Source organism: Sporomusa sphaeroides DSM 2875, from assembly GCF_001941975.2.
Classification (GTDB): domain Bacteria; phylum Bacillota; class Negativicutes; order Sporomusales; family Sporomusaceae; genus Sporomusa; species Sporomusa sphaeroides.
Map to the genome: position 1 here is coordinate 4,348,385 of NZ_CP146991.1, position 21,254 is coordinate 4,369,638.

Here is a 21,254-nt window from a genome sequence, read left to right on the forward strand (position 1 = left end):
TGATTTGCTGGGGGTAAACGCAATGCAAATTCAAATCACAACCGATTATGCAATTCGGATTATCATCTATCTGGCTCAACAACACGAACAAGTGCTGACTGCAAAGATGATGGCCGAGCAACTAGGTATTACTCCTGGATATATTTTAAAAGTTACAGCAAAGCTCAAGCAGGCAGGTTACATAGATTCTATACAGGGGTCTGCTGGTGGTTACCGCCTGGTAAAAAGAACCGCCGATATTACATTGTATGATATTATCGAGACGATGGAAGGTAAAATACATATCAACCGTTGTTTAGAAGCGGATGGGTTTTGTAGCAGAGGTGCTGGAAATAGTCAGGTATGCCCGGTCCACGCAATCTATGAGTCGGTTCAGAATGAGATGATTGCAGCACTAAAAAGTAAACGGATCAGTGAAATAATTAAATAATTCATAATAAACTGTCATTTAAAACAGTATACGCCAAAATTAATCCAATAACGCATACCTGACAAGTCAAGTTTTATTAGAGGCATTTTTTGCAGCAGTCAAAGACCAAAAGTTCAGAAAATGCAAGCAGGATAATTTGAAAGAAAACTGAAAAAGGTGGTTTACAATGAAAACAGTGCAGCGTAGCAGATTAACCCATAAAGCCCGCCTGCTTGCCGGGGCAATTGTCCTGAGTCTTTGTAGCGGCTGGATTTACAGTCCGGCTTACGCTGAGATAGTTGTTATTCCTGAAGATTGGCATACGCAGGGTGGAACTATTAATAATAGCGATGTAATAATCCTGCAAGGCATCTCCGAAAACTTCACGTTCAACAATAGTTCCTGCCAGAGTATTACCTATACCGGCTTCGCGTCCGGAACCAGGTTGAATGATCGGTCCTCCCAGGGAGTCGAAGGTGTCGCCAATAACACTGTGCTCAATGACTTTTCTCTGCAGCATATTCGAGAAGACGGCACAACCAACGACACTACGCTCAATCATAACTCTTCTCAGGCAGTTATTGGCACAGCCAACGACACTACGCTCAACCATAACTCCTCTCAGGTAGTTACTGGCACAGCCAATGACACTACACTCAACCATAAATCCTCTCAGAATATTGAATATGGCACCGCGAACAGAACTACATTGTGGGATCTTTCCTCGCAGACAGTTATAGGCACAGCCAATGACACTACGCTCCATGACTATGCCTGGCAGGTAGTTAAAGCTAGTGGTGTCGCCAACGGCTCTGTGCTCAACAATGATTCCTGGCAGGGTATCTTCTTTGGTGGTGTTGCCAATGACACCACGCTCAACCATAACTCCTCTCAGAGTATTGAATATGGCACTGCGAACAGGACTACGTTGTGGGATCTTTCCTCGCAGGTAGTTACAGGCACAGCCAATGACACTACGCTTCATGACCATGCATGGCAGTTTGTCGAAGCAGGCGGCAGTTCCTACCGGAGCCAGGTCAATAATCAGGCTGCGATGGTAGTGACTGGCGGCGCTGCCGCCTATGACACCACCGTGAATAGTGGTATGGTCTATCTTTACAAAGATGCTGTGCTTACCAATTCCACTGCTACTGATGCGATAAAAATTAACAGCGGCGGTACGCTGGCTGTCGTGGAAGACGGCGCAGCCGTTGCTGGCAATGTCGCTATGCAGGACGGCGCCATCGCCTTCCTACGCCAGGGAGCCAGCTACAGCCACGCCTCAGGAATGACTGTTGACGCCGGCAACAGCTATAAAACGCTCACTATTGAGGGTGATTTGAGCGGTGGCGGACAACTGGCTATGAGTACCAACGTTACCAACGGCTCCGGTGACCGTCTAATCGTAAATGGCGCTGTTACCGGCAGCTACCAGGTCGGTTTTACCAATGACGCCACCGCCGCTGCCAACGGCAAGGAAAGCGTCCTGGGTGTCATTCAACCCGGCGGTGGAACAGGAGTGTTCAGCGGTGAAGTTGAATATGGCGGCTATGTATATGAACTGGAGCAGAATCTGCTTGGTCACTGGGATTTAATCGGAACAGGCCGGGCTTCTTCAAGCAGCTCGGCCTCCTACAGTACATTTAGCGCCTCCTATCTTTTGAATTACGCCGAAACCACGACTCTGTACCAGCGGCTGGGTGATCTGCGCCGGGGCGAAGTCTCAGCCTCACCCTGGATCCGGGTTTATGGCGGGCGTTATTCCGTCGATCCTGGTCAGATGGTGAGCGGGTATGGAATGTCTTATCGCGGAATCCAAATTGGCGGAGACTGTAAAAAAGAGCTGTCAAATGACCGGGGAACAATCTATACCGGCGGTATGCTTGGTTATACTACATCTGGTCAGAGCTATCAGAGCGGCGACGGATCAGCCAGTTCTACGACGCTGGGACTATATCAAACTCATGTTGATCCGCAAGGACGTTATGCCAGCGTGGTGGCTAAATATGGCTGGATGAACAACGACTACAAAGTGCTTGATACCGCGTCAACCTGGGTGGAGGGCAGTCTGAGCACCCAGGGCCCCTCGCTCTCGTTGGAAGCAGGACAACGGCTGTATGCCGACAAAGTCAATAAGCAAGGATGGTATATGGAACCCCAGGCTCAACTCAGTTTCGGACGCCAGAGTGGTGGGCGTTTTACCGCTTCTAACGGCCTTTCTGTAAACGTAAACGATTATAGTTCGGTGCTTGGCCGCCTGGGTATGGTCATTGGCCGAGAAACCCTGCAAGCCAGCCGACCGGTGAATACCTATGCTAAGCTTTCTTATGTCAAAGAATTTAGCGGCGATATTGGATTTTCCCTAAACGGCAGCCCGGCGAAAGAAAAACTGGGTAGCACCTGGTGGTCCTATGGTGCTGGTATCGCAACCCAACTTGACAATGACAATAATCTCTATCTGGATATCACACGGGCCACCGGTGGTAACTTTACCCAGTGTTGGCAGCTCAACTTTGGCATTCGCGGCCAGTTTAACTAATTATTGTTATAATACCTATTGCTGTTTTTCTTCTAAAGCGGCAATCTTTGCCTTGATTGTTTTTAAATCCTGCTGTAACATATTAATGCTTTTTTGCAGGTTTTGAACTTGTGTATCTGAGAAACTGTACGATTTTGTTGATGGAGGATTAGATGATACTATCGCCTGTATTAGCAAGATATTTTGCCCCAATGCTTCTAGAAAGTTCCCGAAAATATTTTGTTGGTCTTCGTTAAGCTTATCAGCTACTATTATCGCCAGTAAAGCTGCGAGTAGTACCTGCTGCTCAGAGTCAAGAGAAAAGAGAATTGATTCTTCCATGGCACCCACCTGAAGCATTTTATAAACTATATGATGCCCTTAAGCATTGGATAACTTAATTTTTCTGTTTGCCAAAAAGTCAAATATCCACCATCCCCTCGTCTGCCTGGAACTGTTCCACTTGTTACGGCAACCTGATACCCTGGGGAAAATGGAAAACGTTATGGGGATCATATCTTTGCTTGATACATTGCAATCTCGGCAAATTCTCCAGGAAATATGCTTCCTCACAACATGGTGTTCGGTCATAAGGGAAATTCACATAAGAACCTTCGGTTATTTGATAAATATAGTCATAACCCTCTTTTATCCATACTCGGTGCAACAGCTCCTCATCTTTTTTTTCCCAGGAAGACGTAATCACCATAATATAATCGGCATTTCTAGCAGGGAAGGCAGTTGCTTCCGATCCGGTATCCCGGACCGCTCCCCCCAGCGAATATACCCGAATGGACGACTCCGTCTCAGAGGGCGCCCTATCCATAATAGTTCCCAGGTTATCTAACTGCCTTTTTGTGAAATGGCAAAACACGAATCTCCCCGGTGCCTGGAAGGCATCGCGTTTTGCATAAATCGCCCCAATTCTTTCTACTGCATTAATGAACGGGACATACTCAATAACCTCTTGGCTGATTCCCTGTATATCCAATATCGGCCCAAGAATTTCTCGCGCTTCTTCCGGCAATCCGTAAAAGAATGCGTTCATCCAGGCTCCGCGTTTATATATGCCACTGAATGAACTCATACGCCGGTCTAAATTTGGCAACCAATCTTGCCAGATTCCTATAAATTTGTTTCTTGCCAGCACATTATGGTCCCATCGTAATTGTATCAAAGTTATTTTATCAGCTTTCTGTAAGCCGAACTTATAGTTGGTCACAACGCCAAAATTACCGCCCCCAGCTCCTCGCAGCGCCCAAAAGAGATCCGGGTTGCAGTTGCTGTTCGCTGTTAGCAAGTCCCCATCAGCATTAATCATCTCAGCCTCCAAAAGACTGTCTGCGGTCAGGCCAAACAACCGGGTGGACAGTCCTATGCCACCTCCCAGCACTAAACCGGAAATAGCAACCGTCGGGCAGGTCCCCCCCGGGAAGGTATAACCATATTCAGATAGACGTTTGTATAGGGGTAACAGCCTTGTGCCTGCCTGAACCTCTGTTGTATTATCGGCAGTATTCACGATTATATCATTCATACAACTGGTATCAATCACCAGGTAGCCATTACCGGTTGAATATCCTTCGTAGTTATGGCCGCCAGAACGGATGCGCAACGGTACTTTATTCATTCTTGACCAAACAACGGCGTTAGCTACGTCATGTTGGTTAAAGCAGTACACTATGGCAATCGGATATTTATTGACTGCAAGGTTGTACTCTTTCCTGGCCCGATCATATTCAGGATCTCCAGGGAGTATTACCTTGCCGGTTAAGCCCTGATATTTCATTCGCTCCTCCTCCCACCATTTTCTTGTATATCTTATGTTAAGTATCTATCAACTGTTACTCGCATGAACATTCTCTCAACAAAAGAGTAAACATTAAACACGAAAGTGCTCTACTAGCAAAACCGCATTTACCGGTTTTGCTAGTAGAGCACTTTTCTGAACGTTGGGGACGGAGGAAACAAGTGGAGGAAGCAAGGGGACGGACGGAAAGCAAGGGGGACGTAAAATTTGCTTCGCAACAATGCTTACTCTTATGGTTTCTTATACACTAAAGTCAAAATGTACGCGTCCGAAACCACTGATATATCCATGTTTTTTAGCTTATCTGCATAAATAGCGGAGTTAATCTGTGATATGCTATAAAATTGGCTATTTGCTTCCAAAATACATGGTCACAAAAGGATAGTAGTGCTGCTATCCTTTTAAGATTCACGGCTAAGGCCGTTAATTTGGCTTGCATTGACATGCTTTTTAGACCGTACCCTCGGGCACGATCTAATCCGTGGAAACGCTTCATTTCCCCATTTTTCCACTCATGACTGGCTCGTTTTTTGTACTTAAGCTTGAACTGAGTAGTCTTAGTCATTTGACTATGTTCATAATATTGAGCATTATGTTCACCGACGCCTAGTACTTTTTTCTTAACGTTTTTGCCTGCACATTCGAGTAGTTTGGGGCATTGAATACACTGTGATTTATCAAAATGATATTTATAAATGTTACTTCTATTTTTATATTTTTGATACACCTTTTTATAGGTGTTATTACCCATCTCACAAAACCATTGATCACTGTCTTTATTGTAAGTAAATCTGCCCTCGTCTATTTTGTAGACGCAAGGATTTACTGGAATGATAGCTTTAACTGAATCGATTTGTAGGGTATCTAAAATTGTTTTTCGAAAATAAGCTTTATCTCCATACACCTCTTGTATGGTCAATCCACATGCTTTACTTCGCTGATAGAGTTCATCAAATTTGCTACCATCTACATAGGCACCGTTATCAACTGTTACTGCGGTAATAATCCTCGCTTCTGGAATCATTGCAAATTCTACTTTATATCCGTAAAAACTGTCTGTTTGCGATTTGTACCCCACACGAGCATCTTTATCTACAAGTGACCGGATTCCTTTTTGCGCGATAAATTTAGGATCTTGTAATACTTCCTTTGCTTCGTTAACAGCTTTTTGGCTGCTGGGCAGAATGGAGAGATCTACATGGTTTTCCGCTTTACTGATTATGGTTTCTAAATATGTCTTCATAATCTGCTTCGCTTCGTTGTGGTCCTCTATGAGCTTGTAGTTAGGAACTTCGCCAATTAGCTCAGATGGGATTTCTCCGTTTTCTTCCTCAATAGCCTTTATGATTTTTCTGGCTAGATGCTTCATGATTCTTTCTGGTACTTTTTTTATTGTATTGGCATGGGTGTGAGTAGCGTCCATGCTCAGTCCGGTCCCTTTTATAATGCCTTTTTCTATACACTGGCGGACTACTTCCTGAATAATATCATCCACACTTGTTTCTTTTAATCGTTGTCTCCTAAACTTGGTAAGTAGACTGGCTTCTGGCAAATCATCTTCGGGATTTAGTCCCAAAAACCACATATAGGCTAAGTTTAGTTTAGCTTCTTCAATGACTCTAACATCGGATAAGTTATATAGATATTGCAAAATAAGTAACTTTGCTAGCATTTCCGGCTCTTTAGCAGGCCGCCCCAGGTGCTTACAGTATGAATCTTTCAGTAAATCGTTAATGAAACTAAAATCAACATGGGCTCCAATTGTCTTCAGAATATGGTCATTGGGAATTCTGTCATATAACACGCTATATATACTTAATTGGTGAGGCACATGTCTAAGCAAAGCAAATCCCTCCTTTCCGGCAAATATCTACAGTTATATTTTACCATAATAGAGGGATGTTGCTCTATTTATTGACTTTTTCAGTGGTTTCGTACGCGTCCCCGTGCTTCCGTTTATTTAGCTTTTGAAAAAAACTCCTTTGCGTACTGAACCGTACCTGACACATTAAACAACCCATTCAACGTAAGTTCACATGCCATGAAGGCTTCATCTGGTACTTCAAAGGGTGCAGTTATGCCAAATTTACTAGCAGGCATATACCCGAACTGAGGGTAGTATCCAGGGTGTCCAAGCACAATCACTAACGTAAATCCTAATTCTTTTGCAATTTTATGACCTTCTAAAATCAGCGTTCCCCCGATACCGTTGCCTTGCCTGGCAGGTATAACGGATACAGGGGCCAGAGCAAGTGCAGTATGGCTTTCGTTAGCATTGATAATTTCTACACGCGTAAATAGGATATGCCCAACAACTTCATCATCAACCACGGCTACAAGTGATAGTTTTGGAATAAATGCTGAACTTTTTCTTAGCCTATTGATCAAATTGTGTTCATCATGGTCGGTATGCTCTGCATTGTGGAATGCCAGTTGCACAACTTCATACACCCTATCAAAGTCAGCTTCATTTTCCTGCCTAATATGTGTTTTCATCTACTTTCACCCATCAACGATTTTACTACTATTGCCTTCCCCATGGGCAAACTTTTATGCAAACTCCGCATATACGATCTTGTCGCCCCTGTTTTTGAGCAATAGCTTCTAAGCGACTAATACATTTCCCTAAGTCAATGGCTTCTTCTCGGGAATTCGGACGGTCCTCCCACGATATCCCGTGTATAGCTTTTGCTGGACAAGCGTCCTTACATTTCGTGCAATTGCCGCAGCGATTAGAAAGAGGCTGGTCTGAAATAAGCGGTGCATTAATCAACAAGCAAGCGATGCGAATACGAGGTCCAAATTGAGGAGTGACCAAAAGTAGACTCTTTCCTAGCCATCCCAGTCCTGCGGTTTTTGCGACGGCCTTTGTAGATATATGTCCCATCCACTTTTCCCTATCCACCGTCTGTGAGGCAGGAATCGCAAGTGCTTTATAACCCATTTTTAGAATCTTATTCTGTATACGTAAGTTTATTTGATCGAGTAACTGGTTAACAGCAACATATTGATGCGCGTAATGAAGCGTTGGCTCATCTTCAATCTGCTCAAAAATTTCTGGCGACATTTGAATTGCTATAACGACAGCCCTTGTAAAAAAGTTAAGCAAATTTCCTGGGATAGTGTCTATTCCCTTTACTCGCTCTAAGTCGGCAATTCCAACTAGATCTGCACCTAATTGTACAGCATAATCTTTTATATCTTTAGTAAGAGCCTGTTCCATCACACCCCCCCTTCCAAAAAATCTATTTCGACAACTTTATTGCTAATCCTTTCGTCAAAATAAAGACCTTCCAGTTTCCTTTGTCATAACACTATGACAAAAAAGGACGGTCCGAAACCTTTTGGCTTATATGACTAATGGATCAACTTCCCATCTTTGAATATGCCCTTCTCTAAAGGAATCATAACATAATAAATCCTTGTATTATAGAGTAGTAGTTATTAGAGCCCCTCTCCAAGGGCTATATGCTACACTGTAAGGGATGCTGTGGATTGGTTTTATCTCCTACCACCAGATGGTTCAAGAGAGGCTCCAACCGCAGCCCTTTGCAGGTTTGTTAATCAGTTAGATACCGCCAGACGGTTGATGTAGAACAAGGTTACAAGAGCAAAGTGTTCTGTGGGTACAGCATCAAATAATACCGTTGGAGGTCTTGCTATGATTTGTGTCGGGATTGATGTCGCTAAGGATAAACACGACTGCTTCATCATCAGTTCGGAGGGTAAAGTCCTTGCAAATGTGTTCACCATCCAAAACAGCATGGAAGGATTTGGCTACCTGTTGGAAAAAATCCGTGCCTGTTCTTTGCCCCTGGACAAAATAAAGGTAGGGCTTGAGGCTACCGGACACTACAGCTACAACATTCTCGGGTTTCTCCTTGACAATGGTCTGGACACCTATGTCATTAACCCCTTGCACACCAATCTTTACCGGAAAAGCCTCACCCTGCGAAAGACGAAGACTGACCGTGTCGATGCGCGAACAATTGCGGCTATGCTCATGTCTGATGTGGGCCTCAAGCCCTACACAGACACAGCTTACCACAATGAGGAGCTAAAGTCACTCACCAGATACCGGTTCGACAAGGTGAAGGTACGCGCTAAGCTGAAGTCCTCAATTGCCAGGCTGGTATGCATCCTGTTCCCGGAGCTGGAAAAGCTGGTATCGTCACTCCATATGGCCTCTGTTTACGCCTTGCTCGATGAGTTCCCGGGGGCTAAGCAGATTGCAGCGGCACATCTGACGCGGCTCACCCATTTGCTTGCCGAATCCTCCAAAGGCCGTTACGGACGGGACAAAGCCATAGAGATACGTGAAGCCGCCAGGCAATCGATTGGCTCTGTGACGACCGCGAAATCACTGGAACTGCGGCATACCATCCGGCTCATCCGTGAACTCGATGCCGAGATTGCGGAAATTGAACAGGTCATCCAACGCATCATGGACAAGATGCTTTCGCCTATTACCACGATTCCCGGCATTGGCTACAGGATGGGGGCTATGATTCTGTCTGAGGTGGGTGACTTTTCACGCTTTGATTCCCCTGACAAGATTTTGGCCTATGCCGGCCTGTCGCCCTCTACCTACCAATCCGGGCAGCTTAAAAATTGCTATGCCCATATGGAGAAGCGCGGCTCCAGATACCTACGCTATGCCATCTTCAATGCCACAAAATTTGTTTGCCTTTGGGACCCTGTCTTTGCCGCTTACCTCGCCAGGAAACGCGCCGAGGGAAAGCATTACAATGTGGCCATCTCTCATGCTGCCAAGAAGCTGGTGCGGCTCATTTATGCTCTGGTGAAATCCGGCGAGCCTTATCGTCTGGCAGCCTGATTCTCTCTCGATAGCCCGCATGGCGTCCTGTGGACGTCTGCTTTGCTATACCCTTTTTGGAACCATCTGTTTTTTGTCCACCATCCTCAATTTCGGGCTTGACTTTTAATAGTTAGTCTCTCTTGTGTTATTAGGCAATGAAACCAAAGGTATATAAAATGTATTCACATCGCAGTTTACCATTTCTATTTCAAACGTTTGATTCACTATTGTTGATAGGGTTTTTGTTTCATTTAAAAGGTGAAATGGTCCAAATCGTACGCAAAAGAGAACCAAGTTTGCCGCAACGGATAGCATTACATTAATTAATTTTGATGAATTAAAATGCTTATCTCTATCATGTTTTGTTTTATTGTAAGCATCATACCAAGATAATGACTGAGTAGGTGAAGCGATATCCCAATCATTAAATGGTTGAAGAATTGGTACACTATCATAAATTCTAAGCTTAACCTGAAATTCTTTTAGACATAAAGGCTTTAGTAATTTAACGTAATCTTGTGTAGTAAACATTCTCCCATTAATTGGCCCTACACCTGCCTTACTTATAAAAGACTTCCATTGGTTTTCTAATTCAGTACAAGAAAGAATTAATAGTTCACGTGTTTTGTGACTATATGAATCAAGACCAGTCTTATCAGGCTCAATATACAATAAAATCTCATCAAGTTTTTCCACCAGAACCCTTAGAGCTTGTTCGGCTGAACGTTGCTGAATTCGTGTAATATCTAGTCCTTGAATTAGCTCTTCCTGAAAGTATAAGCCTGGCCGCCATACCCCATCTTTTGTATGTCCAACGTCCATTATCATAGGTGTAATATGATTCGCCCCAAATACTCGTTTTACCCAATCTTCTAAAGACCCATGCTTCTTTTCTAAAACAGTAAGTCCAGGGGAGATAACATAAAATCCATTATCTCGACCATAAAAATGCACAAAATGTGTATCTGTTTCATACGCATAGCCTCTGGGCTGTTCTTTATGAATATTATCTACCCAGCCAGGTATTGTAGTTTTTGTATTTCTATAACATATCGCTTGCAAATTAATACCTCCCAAGTACTTTGATACCGTTTACACTCCGTAATCCCCAATATATTTTTTTATTCCTTAAAACTACAAGAACTCCTGCCAAATTATCACAAATCTGACAGGAGTCCCTATCCAGCACCGTTACCAGTGGTACGGTTCTCCGTATCGGGTCAAACGGTGCTGGAAAGAACAATGCGCTCTGCCCTCATTGCCCTCTAAAAACACGAACTAGATATGCGCATAAACAACCAGCAAATGTGTTTTGTATAATCTCTCCCTCACAAGGGTATATGTCGTACAACCATTCTGCAGATAATCAATTCATCTATCCGCTATTTCCCTATGCAAAAATTATTAGTTGCTCCAAAGAACAATCATGACAAAAAATTGACACAGGAGAAAGCCATGAAAGGAACTTTTACAATAACCGCCCCGGAATACATACGAATACAAAATCGACCAGTTATAAATTTCTAATAATTCACAATGCCCTTTCCAGAAACCAAGTGTTCTGGAACTTTTACATCTTTCGTTAAAGGGTGATTGGCAAAAAACAACCTTATAGCTCTGATTGCTGTGTATGTATCATTCATTAAATCAAACTGCTTCTGATATAGTGTGACATCATATTGATTGGAAGTTAATTCATGCGCTGGCTTTTGACGAATATTTCTTATGGTTTTTAATGGCTTAATGATTAAATCTGTGATATTTTCTTGGGTTCGGATGTTTTTACCTAGCCATTCTTCAAGCATCACGAGGCTCCCCTTATCTTTACCTAATTCGTCCTTGCGGTCAATGCCCTGTATATGTAGAGTATCTTTTTGAAATGTTTTATAAGAAATATTATGAACGATGATTTTTTCAAACACGAGAACAAAATCATAATAATTTTTTAGAGTTGGCAAAAGTATATTCCGAAATCCCTCTGGCATCTCAGAATAGTGAGTTCCAAAAGTTTTGTTAAATAGTTTAGGGATTCCCATGTGTTCACACTGTTCATTTATAACTTTTATTTCTTCAAGCAGGGCATGAAAAATCCATGTTTCCATGACCCATTTACCTTTTATTAAATTATCAACAAATCCAGCATTTATCTTGCATTTTCTCTGATTCGGAAGTTCAAACCCTTTCCATAGCATCTGTTTTTGAGAAGATAGCTTTGCCAAATCACAAACGAAAACACCCACAGCACGTTCCAAATGCTTACCATCTATATAAGCCATCCCATAGTTTTTGATATATTCATCCTCAATCGTTTTGTCATCTATATATTCATCCTTCACACAGATATTTCCACGATACCCATTATCCATTATCACGAACTTTGGGTTGTTAACATATCTCTCTAATATCTCAATATTAAAATAGATGATTTTAAATTGTTTTTCTCCCTTCTGCATCAATACGGAATATGGCTTAGTATAATCTAATGGGACAGATTCAAGTGCCTTTCTCGTTGGGTAAAGAACCGAATAATTCGTATCCTTAGATATGTTTTCTTTCTGTCGATCTACCGGTATAGTAAAATCAAAACCTTTTATATGCGGATTTATGACTTCTTTTTCCGAGAGTACTTCGATAAGTCCTTCATCAATCAATTCGCACAAAATGTTATAATCATAAGATTTCATATTATAAACCGGCAAGCCATTGAAATCATGAGATTTTATATAGTACTTTATTATTTCATTTAATACAGTCTCTTTTTTCATCTCATACCACTTCCTCAATTATTCGTATTGTATACAACATTTCTTATATTTTTTGCCACTCCCGCAAGGGCAAGGATCATTTCTGTCAACTTTTCTATGATATTGGCGCTGAAAGCTTTCTATCCTGCTTTTGGCATATTTGACACTCAGTACTTTTAAGCGGTCAATATCACCAGCCGGAATGTCATTATAACTGCATTGTTTTCCCTTCGCACCAAGCAGCTTACCTTCCTTATCATAGTCAAGGTCAATCCACATAATTGTCATTGATTCATCGCTAAAAATTGTAGACAATACATAATCCTGGCGTTCTAATGTACTCATGACTTTGATTCCAGGGGAAGCAACGAATAGGCAATACTTAATTTCCCCGAAGGCAGACATTACAAGCATTCTGCCGATTTCAGGCTGCCTTCGCAACGCATGATGAATTGCTTTGCAAAAATCGTCTTTAGCTTCTGAGGACAAGTTTAAGAGGAAATGTGCCGTATCAATCCTATTTTCGTCTGTGCCTCGTTCTAACAGCAGGATTATTTCTGTTATTTCATTAGGCATGCCCTGCTTAGGCTTTGTTGGCTTTAGCTCTGGCAGATATAATCTGCAGAAATAGTTATCCAAATCTTCTCTATAGCCATGCCAATTTACCATGTGCTCTGCGGGGAATTTAGATGCTGTAATCGAGTATATATTGTGTTTAATGTACATGCCTAAGTGATCAAGTTCATCTCTCATTGCAATTTGAGGAATATCTATAGCAATCTTCCGCTGTTTCAAAAAATGCAGAAAATATATGGGCGAGTCAAAATAGTTTGCGTACAACAATAAATCATCATACGAAATTACAATTGTTTTACTCGAAAGCGTGATAAAGTTCAGTTTTTCCGCTCTTGCTGCAAATTCGTTAAAATTATCTACGGTTATAGAAAATGAATAGACTTCCTTATAATCCGAGAGTCTACTGATTTCAAATTTCTTGTGTTTTTCAACGTCGTAGAATGGAGCAGGCTGGTGCTCATTTATGTACCTTATAGTTCGGCTGCATTGAGCATCAGCTTCTTGGGCGAGCTTTGTATATGCTTTGATATGGGCGCCGAAGTCATTAATCGGTGGCGTCTGGGGGAAGGAGCCCGCTTTTACTTCGATGATAAACAGGTAATTTTCATATGTAATAAGCAAGTCATTTTCGTTCATCTGCTTTAAAGAACTACCTGTAGGATAGTAATTTCCTGTAAAAGCCGTTGCTCCAGGCAGCAAATTCAAAAATAGCGCCTTAACCATGTCTTCGCTGGCTATGTTCTGGCGCTTACTCCATTTATCAACATACTCAGGTTTCAATCGAAAGATTGCCTTCTGTAATGCTCGATAAAAATTATCAAATAAAGAATAATAATCAAATCCGTATGAGATGCCATCTATCTTTATAAACGGTTTCTTCTTGGTCGGCAGTTCCATGATCGGCCAGCCCGAAAACTCTGAGTCGTCAAAGAAGGTTTTACATTCTCCAATGCCAAAAGACAAAGCATCAATCAGTCTTGCATCCCATCCGGTAACGTGAGAAATGTTATTTAAAGCTTCGCCGAATATTTTTTCGACTATGGGATTCATTACATTTCGCGCCTCATCACTTGCTGCTTCGGAGGCTAATTCCAAATCAACTGCTTCAAATAGCTCATTGAACTTCTTCCCCATGTCCATCCAAGCATCCGCTAAACCCTGTGACATAGAATATTCAAGTTTTTCAAGTCCTTCAATTATTTGCTCAGTTGTAACACCAAACAATTCCACAAGTACATCATTATGCAGAGGCAAAAGTTTTTTGAGTGGCTCAAGTTCAAATGCTTGATATCGCTTCCCCCTGACAAAATAGAGCATCTGAGATTCTACGATGTAGCACATCATCTCATTAGAAATCTCGCCGGAATCTTCTTTATATACCGACCAATAATGATAAAAATACACGAACTCCTTATACAAATCTTCTATGTCCGCGTGAATTGAATGCCATCGTTTCTCCTGTTCTTCTTTCGATTCAGTATCATCAAAATGGTTTTCTGTTGAGACCAAAATGCTTTGGATATATTCCTGAGCCCTGATAACCATATTTTCTTCGCTCGTATAATCAAGCTCAGAAAACTTATTCAAATGGGACAGCATAGCCATGTCTTTAGTGAATTTAAGTATCATTAAAGGATCACATACAGATATTTTTTCTTTTATTTTTTTGACCTTCTCATCTATGCGTTCTTTAACTTTCGGGTATTCGTCTTTATAAAACGCTTGCAATTGGACATGCTGTTCGGGTGTACTTAGATTGCGTATAGACACAACCTTACCACATCGAGCAAGTTCAAATAGCCCATCATTATAATAATCATCAGCTTTAACTAATCTTTGCTTATGTTTCTTTTTACTCATGACACAAATCCACCTTTCGCGAAGAGGGCTTTTTAAACTCCAAAAACCTCGAAATCGAAGGGTTAAGTGTTGCTGCTGCCGCATTTTGTCCAGCAATAGACGGGGGAAACTGTCACCTAAAACTTTTTCCAAGACAATGATGCAACTATTATCTGAGATTTAGGTATCGGTCCATAATATTACGCAGTTGCTCTGAATCAGGATGCCAGTCGTCTGGACATTCTTTCGCTCTTGGGATAATACTAAGAACCTGCTCTCTCTCTAACTTTGCAAAATCTAAAATTTCTTGTCTTATATTTTTTTCCGCCATTGCATTAACAGAATTATGTAGTACATCCCATGTGCCCAATAATAACATATCAAAACCTCTACCATAGTAATTAAACCATAATAGATCAGAGTCTCCGTCTGGATATTTCTTATCTGGTAACTGATCAATGAAGTTTTCTATTTTTTCATACAACCAAATCCCATTCCAAATTTCTTCCGCCTTAGATAATGAACAAAATTCCCGCCAGAAATTTTCACCTAATAGACCAATAAAGCCGCTCATGTGCCTTGCTACTGTTGGCCTCTGTCTTAATAAATCTTCGACAGACAGCGTACTTTTCAGGTCACCTACACGCTTTGCTAAATGATCCATAGCAATTTTCATTCCTATTTTTTTTGCCAATCGGAATGATATATTATCTAAATGGCATAACGAATTACTCAAATCACTAAAGATCCAATATGATACATTAGCTAATACCAATTCTTCAAAACTCTCTTTTACACTACGCGAATATAGTGATGGTCCAATTTCAATATTCCTAGATATCAATACAAGTAAAATATAGACACAATTTACCCGAAATATTGCATGTGGTCTTGCTCGAAAATTCATCGCTAATAAATCAATCAGTCTTATTCTCTCACTATCATTTCCTTCAATAATCCGTCGAAGATACTCTTGTGCGGATACAAGACGTGCATCTGTGGGAATATCCATATGAACGAGTAATAAATTTTCTTTTGTATTTCTTAGTTGTTCTACTTCTTCTTTCTCAGCTTGTTTCCAGGCCATAATCTGTAATTGTTTAGCGTTTTCGCGCACTATTGGCGCACATTCCGCAACTAACTTATTCACATCTGATTGGAAGGTTTTAATTTGCTGCTCATCTATCTCTACTGAAAAAGTGTTTCGTGCGATTTCTAACAAGCGTGATCTTTGATAACTGAGCATGTTGGGGGCGCTTATAATCTTTTTCAATTCCTCAAATTTTTCTTTGCAGTTTTCTTGTGTGCAAATTAGTAATGGCTGATTCCAATCCTCAATGCTTAAAGCATCATAAACCCTAATTTCCCATCCATTAATTAATACCACAACACGAGCCTGTATTTCAGGGTGGATCGCATAAAGATGAGCCTGTAATAAATCTCCATAATCCATATCTTTCCTATTTCCCGGCTTGGCCTCAATTATCCAAAAAGATTTTAGTCGTATAGTAGGCACATAATCTATAGAAATATGTTTTCTTCCCACTCGGTGAAACGGTTTACTTAACTTTAGATGTGGTTCTCGAATTATTTCATTTACTGTCCCCTTACTATAGCCAAGCATTCTTAATAAGGGGGCAATAAAGTCTTCTCTTATGTCAGATTCATTCCACGTCGAAAAATCATGTTGAACCCAATCATTTAAAAACATAGTTTCCATTGAGTTCAAATCCAATTTATTCACCCCTATCTGCAATATCAGTATGCTTATTTATAACAGCATGCACGATACTACGCTACTGTCAACTCCGGAGTTAATCTGACCCAATCGCCGGTTGAAAAATGACCCACACGCCGGAAATAATATACCGGATTTCGTAACCGCCGATCAGGCTATCGGCGGTTTGTCCGTTGCATGGATGTCAGCTGGCGGCACCGTTTTTACGCCAGTCTTCAGTCTGTCTTTGAGCCTGCAGGTATCTCCTCGGATGTTGATGGCATGAGCATGGTGCAGTAGCCGATTCAGAAAGGCGGTTAAAATTACGGTGTCGCTAAAGAATTTGTTGCTAGTGAGGATGATACTGCCTTTCTCCTAGCGAAAGCAAATTAACTGAAATATTAACTCCGCTGCCTCCCGGTCGATCTGTGCATACCCAACCTCATCAATGATCAACATGGCTAGCCTTGTATAGATTTTCCAGCGTCGGTCAAGTTTGCCGATCTGCATGGCTCTTTTTCAAGTCAGTAACGAGCTGAGCCAAGCTGACGAAATGCACGGTTAGGCCTGCCCTCATTGCTCTCTAAATTTACAACAACTTACCTTTCAATTCCGCCATAACTCAATTGTGAACTTCTACTTAGCTCAAGCTGATGTTTTCTGACTATAGTTTTGTGTTTTTCCAACATCTGAGTTATGTCATTTGTTACTATATATGTAAATCCACCATCAGGTGATACAGTCATAACTAGTCCCCCCGACTTTACTCCTGACTTACGGTAAATTTGCCCAAGAAACTTAAGATATGCTGACATTTCTACCTCAGAAACTCCGACGTTTATTTCTCCGCTAGTTTCTCTAAAATTGAAAATCTGTTCTACAATCTTTTCAATAAAAGAGTCAAATGTATGTTTCTCATCTAAATAGGTATCTATTTTATCCATCTCTAAATATGGAACGGCTACAGTCTGAAACTCTTGACTGTTTGGCGTTTTCATTTGTAAAAACCAATGCGCAGACTTACTAATCTTAGTCATTTCACCTTTATTCCTAATTTCATTCCGAAGAATTTTGAGTTTTTTTTGTTCTTTTAAACTTTTATTGCTTTCTCGTTTGAATTCTATCAAAAATGATACTCCAGGAAATGATGCAAATAAATCACCAAGAGGTCTATCAGCAGGAGTCTGTTGTAATAAGTTGATACATGCTGGGAGTTGTTCCTTATCCTGGCACAAAATCCTTCCAACCTGTATTCCAAGAGTATAAATAAAATTGCCAATAAAAACATTCTCGTAAATATCGATTTGCATAGTATAGCGGCCTCCTATCTATATGCTGTAGGCAATAAATCTTATCGTATTTAGAAGTCATTACTTTTAGACCAAAAGCTCCTTTACCAGTAAACAAAAATACTCATAACTAATCTATAGTCAGCTATGAGTATTTTTTAACACAGCTTGACTTACTATGCTTTTTTACAAAAAAGCACTCCCCTTTACTGATCCCCCATCATATAGGAAATCCCTTTCTTTCATCTATTGACTAAGGCCGTGATATGTTGGAATTCACATCCAACGTCAACATTTTTAGCCGTATAGCCTCTTTCTTCATCAGTAGCATCAGATACTTGAGAACCATACTAAATAGTTTGCGCAACCGTAATTTTGTTATTGCAGAGAATCCGCAACTTACTTTCCACTCATACCAACATCTTCTTTTAGCCATTATAAATTAGCTATATAATTTTTTAAGTCATTTTTATTTTGAATATTAAAGGTGTCTTTAATTTCTTTAAAATAGCTTCTTATAGACTCCTTTTCGATAATACGGTTACATATCTCGTCCGCTTTGCATTCTCCGCGCGCGTCTCTCCAGGGATGTTCTCTATGCGTTAATTCCTCTAGATATTTTGCATCATATCGTACATACGCAAATTTAACCATTTCTAAAACACTCAATTGATCTTCATCAAAAATACTATCATCAAAATTCTCAACTTTTGGTATAGAGCTATAACCATGTTTTTTATATTGATAATATAGATTGGGAATAACCGGACCATGTACCCATGCTTGAAAATCTTCTTGAAAGAATGTTCTATCCTTTAGAGCTAAGAGCCAGGCTTGAGCATAATAGATAATTTTTTGAAGTTTAAGCGGAGTAATAACCTCTTCAGCTTCAGTATCTATCTTGGATAGAAAATATTTAGCAACGCGGACTACACCATGATCTTCAACTTCTCTAAAATCATCTATTAGTTGACTAATCCGATTAAATAATTTTCTTTGAGCAACTTCAGAAAGACTACTTTTATTTCTTTCAAATAACTCTAACATCTTATTCGGATCTTTGAGTTCCTTTAGTTGATCGCTATAAATCTTACGGGGAGTAAAACCATCTAGATATCTTATAATAGTCGCTTCCCCCCAACCCAGCAAAGAAGCTAGCGGTTTTTTACCTATCTCATAGGTTTCCAATAATTCTTCAATTTCAGCGACTTTAATTAGCCCCGCTAACTCACGGTATTGATCATTAGCTAATTTTAAGTTTTGGTCACTAATTTCAGCAATATAGACTTCATTACCGCATGACTTGCAATAAGGTATTTTTGCAAGATATTTGAAGGTTAAATTATCAATTGTAGATTCTACTTCTCTCTCCAGAAGTTCTACTTCTCTATCAGTGTCGCATTCAGGGCAGTATGTTTTCATTTTGCATCCCTCCTGGTTACATCAAGATGTAACCGTTTCTTCTTTAGTGTAAAACTCAGTTATAAGGATAATTTAAAGGGAACTCTGCTTCATGGAATGACATACAAACCACTCTCCCTCTAATTTTCAGTTTAATATATACTTGTACAGGTTTATCTACAATAGGCGGTAATATAAATTGACCAAAGATCAGAAACTCCCCGCCTATCTCTTTATTATGGTCATCATCTGTATAAGAATAATTGCTAACATCTAACCGCAATATTTCGTCACAAACCATCTGATGATTAATTCCATATTTTTCTCTAAACTCTCGTGTTTTATCTCTAATTCCTGTTTTCTGAACTATAGATAAATTATTCGGATCAGTAAGTAAATCCTTAACTTTCTGCAGGAAGTTCCCAACATCTTCCTCACCTTCCGTCCATCCTCGCTGCAAATAGATCACCGCCAATGCTGCTATTCTTTAATACTATTATATACAAATCATTATAAAAAAACAACAAAATAGTATCAAATGATACCATTTTGTTGTTTGCAAAATTTTTACTATCACGGATTCGTATCAAATTCTGTTACAGACTTCACTGAGAACCTTTCCACCTTCCAACTCAAGCGCATTCGCGGAAACAAAGGATGAAAGCCTATCATCTGCATTTTGTCCGCAAACTCTCCTAGCTTCTCCAGAAAATACTCCTGCCGTTTCTGAACAGCCTTACTGGTATCTCCCGCCTTGCCCCAAGCAATGATGATTGCATCCACACGCGCTGCCGAGGCTAAAAGCTGCTCCAAATTCTCCTGTTCGACTTCATCCTTCATGCTCTTTCTGCCGTCAACAGCCGAAAAGAGATTGACGATTTCTGCAGTGCCAAAATCCATGCGATACAGATTATTCAATACATACATGGTCGTAGGGTCAACCAGCATGCCATCAGCATAACTCGGACTGACCATCAGCACCATCGCCTTTTTCTTGTTTTTGTCCCATTCCTTCCGTAGCAAGTAGCGGTGCTTTCGGTCATCGGAAAATACCGCTTCCGTTTTAACTACACTCTTATCCGTTAGCATCTTCAATCCCTCCCGTTAGAGCTATTAATCCAGGTAAATTCTCGCGAAAAAGCTTCATAAAGGCTGTCTTTGAAATCACTCCATGTTCAACTACATCATCGTTATCCCCAAGCAGCCGGTAGTAAATGGTTTCGCTTAGAATGGCATACTGTAGCAAATATTCATCATCACCGTCCATAGCAGCATCAATCCACTCTTCATCAGGAACACTGTCCATATCACCGAAATACGTCCGCTGATCCGTACTGACGATCTCGCAATCCCGCTTGGCCACGTAATGAGCCGCCGGGTCACCCACGTTTACCCGATAACAATCCATTCTTTCCGACAGCACCTGAAATTCCTGACCAATCTTCTTAGCGTACCAAACGTCCGGCGAAGACGCCCTGATAATCCGAATACGAATGCAGTCCTTACTTATTGCCATTGACACTTACCACCCCTTCACCAAGCTGGCCTAGCTGCAAAGCATCTAGGCTTTGTATCTTTCTCACATGAGCCATTTTTTGCATTTCTTATCTCCCCTTCTTAGGAATAGTACAGTAAAAGCAGAAGACCTATCAGCTTCCTTCACGGCTGATAGGTCTTCCTTTTGTACTGCTATTCTGTTACATACCATTAATTGGTTACTGGCTGCAATATCGCCTTGGCCGGTATGTATCGTTCACCTTCTACTTGGACTCTGAAAACCTGCCACAGCAGCGTACCATCATCACTAAAAATCAGGTATGCCCACCCTTGGGCATTGCTGTACCCGCTTTGCCAGCGTACGATATACTCGTTCGGTTTGTCCTCACTGGCCCCCTCAATCGAAATCTTGTCCCTGGAATCATCAATGCGACTTCCATTCCTTGCCCAGCCTGTATGCTGGCCCCATACCTTGTTGCCCTCACGCCAGAGGGTCATAGAAAATCCGCTGCCCTGCTGCTCATTGGAATACATCCATTCGCTGATGGACGGCTCAGCAAATGCCGCTACGGATTGCAAAACAAGCAGGATGCCAATAAATATTACCTTACATATTTTTGTGCTTTTCAATAGTA

At 41.0% G+C, this 21,254-nt stretch carries 18 protein-coding genes and 1 pseudogene; 3 read left to right on the forward strand and 16 right to left on the reverse strand.

The features are described from left to right. The first annotated feature begins 22 nt into the window (after positions 1 to 22). Together SPSPH_RS19995 and SPSPH_RS20000 are read left to right on the forward strand one after the other, a co-directional pair. On the forward strand, positions 23 to 430 hold the full coding sequence (locus tag SPSPH_RS19995; protein WP_075757601.1) for an RrF2 family transcriptional regulator: 408 nt from the start codon (positions 23 to 25) through the stop codon (positions 428 to 430). A gap of 166 nt (positions 431 to 596) precedes the next feature. Continuing rightward, positions 597 to 2,948: an autotransporter outer membrane beta-barrel domain-containing protein gene (locus tag SPSPH_RS20000; RefSeq protein ID WP_075757600.1), complete on the forward strand. Its 2,352-nt coding sequence runs from the start codon at positions 597 to 599 to the stop codon at positions 2,946 to 2,948. Between the two features lie 15 nt (positions 2,949 to 2,963). On the opposite strand, the gene SPSPH_RS20005 is transcribed toward SPSPH_RS20000, so the two are convergent. From SPSPH_RS20005 to SPSPH_RS20025, 5 genes are all read right to left on the reverse strand, one after another. Further along, a complete protein-coding gene (locus SPSPH_RS20005) occupies positions 2,964 to 3,269 on the reverse strand; it encodes a hypothetical protein (RefSeq protein ID WP_075757599.1) in 306 nt (101 codons plus the stop codon). Positions 3,270 to 3,393: 124 nt separating this feature from the next. Further along, positions 3,394 to 4,716 carry an FAD-binding oxidoreductase gene (locus SPSPH_RS20010; RefSeq protein WP_075757598.1) on the reverse strand — a complete coding sequence of 441 codons (1,323 nt, stop codon included), beginning with the start codon at positions 4,714 to 4,716 and terminating at the stop codon, positions 3,394 to 3,396. Positions 4,717 to 5,032: 316 nt separating this feature from the next. Beyond that, the gene (locus SPSPH_RS20015; RefSeq protein WP_075756744.1) at positions 5,033 to 6,580 is read right to left on the reverse strand and encodes an IS1182 family transposase; all 1,548 of its coding nucleotides are present in this window, start codon (positions 6,578 to 6,580) and stop codon (positions 5,033 to 5,035) included. A 113-nt stretch (positions 6,581 to 6,693) separates the two neighbouring features. Further along, positions 6,694 to 7,233, reverse strand: a complete 540-nt coding sequence (locus SPSPH_RS20020; protein ID WP_109298277.1) for a GNAT family N-acetyltransferase — start codon at positions 7,231 to 7,233, stop codon at positions 6,694 to 6,696. Positions 7,234 to 7,261: 28 nt separating this feature from the next. Then, positions 7,262 to 7,960 carry a 4Fe-4S double cluster binding domain-containing protein gene (locus SPSPH_RS20025; RefSeq protein WP_109298278.1) on the reverse strand — a complete coding sequence of 233 codons (699 nt, stop codon included), beginning with the start codon at positions 7,958 to 7,960 and terminating at the stop codon, positions 7,262 to 7,264. A gap of 438 nt (positions 7,961 to 8,398) precedes the next feature. Between SPSPH_RS20025 and SPSPH_RS20030 the strand changes: the two genes are divergently transcribed. Beyond that, a complete protein-coding gene (locus SPSPH_RS20030) occupies positions 8,399 to 9,574 on the forward strand; it encodes an IS110 family transposase (RefSeq protein ID WP_288183632.1) in 1,176 nt (391 codons plus the stop codon). Positions 9,575 to 9,679: 105 nt separating this feature from the next. On the opposite strand, the gene SPSPH_RS20035 is transcribed toward SPSPH_RS20030, so the two are convergent. From SPSPH_RS20035 to SPSPH_RS20080, 11 genes and pseudogenes are all read right to left on the reverse strand, one after another. Further along, on the reverse strand, positions 9,680 to 10,618 hold the full coding sequence (locus SPSPH_RS20035; RefSeq protein WP_075758101.1) for a hypothetical protein: 939 nt from the start codon (positions 10,616 to 10,618) through the stop codon (positions 9,680 to 9,682). A 461-nt stretch (positions 10,619 to 11,079) separates the two neighbouring features. After that, entirely contained in the window at positions 11,080 to 12,321 is a 1,242-nt protein-coding gene (locus tag SPSPH_RS20040) for an AAA family ATPase (protein WP_075758100.1), read from the reverse strand. An 18-nt stretch (positions 12,322 to 12,339) separates the two neighbouring features. After that, on the reverse strand, positions 12,340 to 14,736 hold the full coding sequence (locus tag SPSPH_RS20045; RefSeq protein WP_075758099.1) for a YecA family protein: 2,397 nt from the start codon (positions 14,734 to 14,736) through the stop codon (positions 12,340 to 12,342). 148 nt (positions 14,737 to 14,884) lie between these two features. Further along, complete coding sequence (locus SPSPH_RS20050; protein ID WP_075758098.1) at positions 14,885 to 16,450, reverse strand: hypothetical protein; 1,566 nt, start codon at positions 16,448 to 16,450, stop codon at positions 14,885 to 14,887. 153 nt (positions 16,451 to 16,603) lie between these two features. Then, positions 16,604 to 16,942 (reverse strand): annotated as a pseudogene (locus SPSPH_RS23595) (ATP-binding protein). 89 nt (positions 16,943 to 17,031) lie between these two features. Further along, on the reverse strand, positions 17,032 to 17,742 hold the full coding sequence (locus SPSPH_RS20055) for a hypothetical protein (RefSeq protein ID WP_075758097.1): 711 nt from the start codon (positions 17,740 to 17,742) through the stop codon (positions 17,032 to 17,034). 414 nt (positions 17,743 to 18,156) lie between these two features. Then, positions 18,157 to 19,143 (reverse strand): type II toxin-antitoxin system antitoxin SocA domain-containing protein, encoded by a 987-nt coding sequence (locus SPSPH_RS20060; protein ID WP_075758096.1) that lies wholly within the window; start codon positions 19,141 to 19,143, stop codon positions 18,157 to 18,159. A gap of 55 nt (positions 19,144 to 19,198) precedes the next feature. Next, on the reverse strand, positions 19,199 to 19,591 hold the full coding sequence (locus tag SPSPH_RS20065; RefSeq protein WP_143559044.1) for a type II toxin-antitoxin system MqsR family toxin: 393 nt from the start codon (positions 19,589 to 19,591) through the stop codon (positions 19,199 to 19,201). Positions 19,592 to 19,695: 104 nt separating this feature from the next. After that, positions 19,696 to 20,211, reverse strand: a complete 516-nt coding sequence (locus SPSPH_RS20070) for a DUF1643 domain-containing protein (protein WP_075758094.1) — start codon at positions 20,209 to 20,211, stop codon at positions 19,696 to 19,698. Continuing rightward, positions 20,198 to 20,638: a hypothetical protein gene (locus SPSPH_RS20075; protein ID WP_075758093.1), complete on the reverse strand. Its 441-nt coding sequence runs from the start codon at positions 20,636 to 20,638 to the stop codon at positions 20,198 to 20,200. Before SPSPH_RS20075 ends, SPSPH_RS20070 begins: the two co-directional genes overlap by 14 nt. A gap of 191 nt (positions 20,639 to 20,829) precedes the next feature. Next, positions 20,830 to 21,249, reverse strand: coding sequence for a hypothetical protein (locus SPSPH_RS20080; RefSeq protein ID WP_075758092.1), 420 nt, complete (start codon positions 21,247 to 21,249; stop codon positions 20,830 to 20,832). Between the last annotated feature and the right edge of the window lie 5 nt (positions 21,250 to 21,254).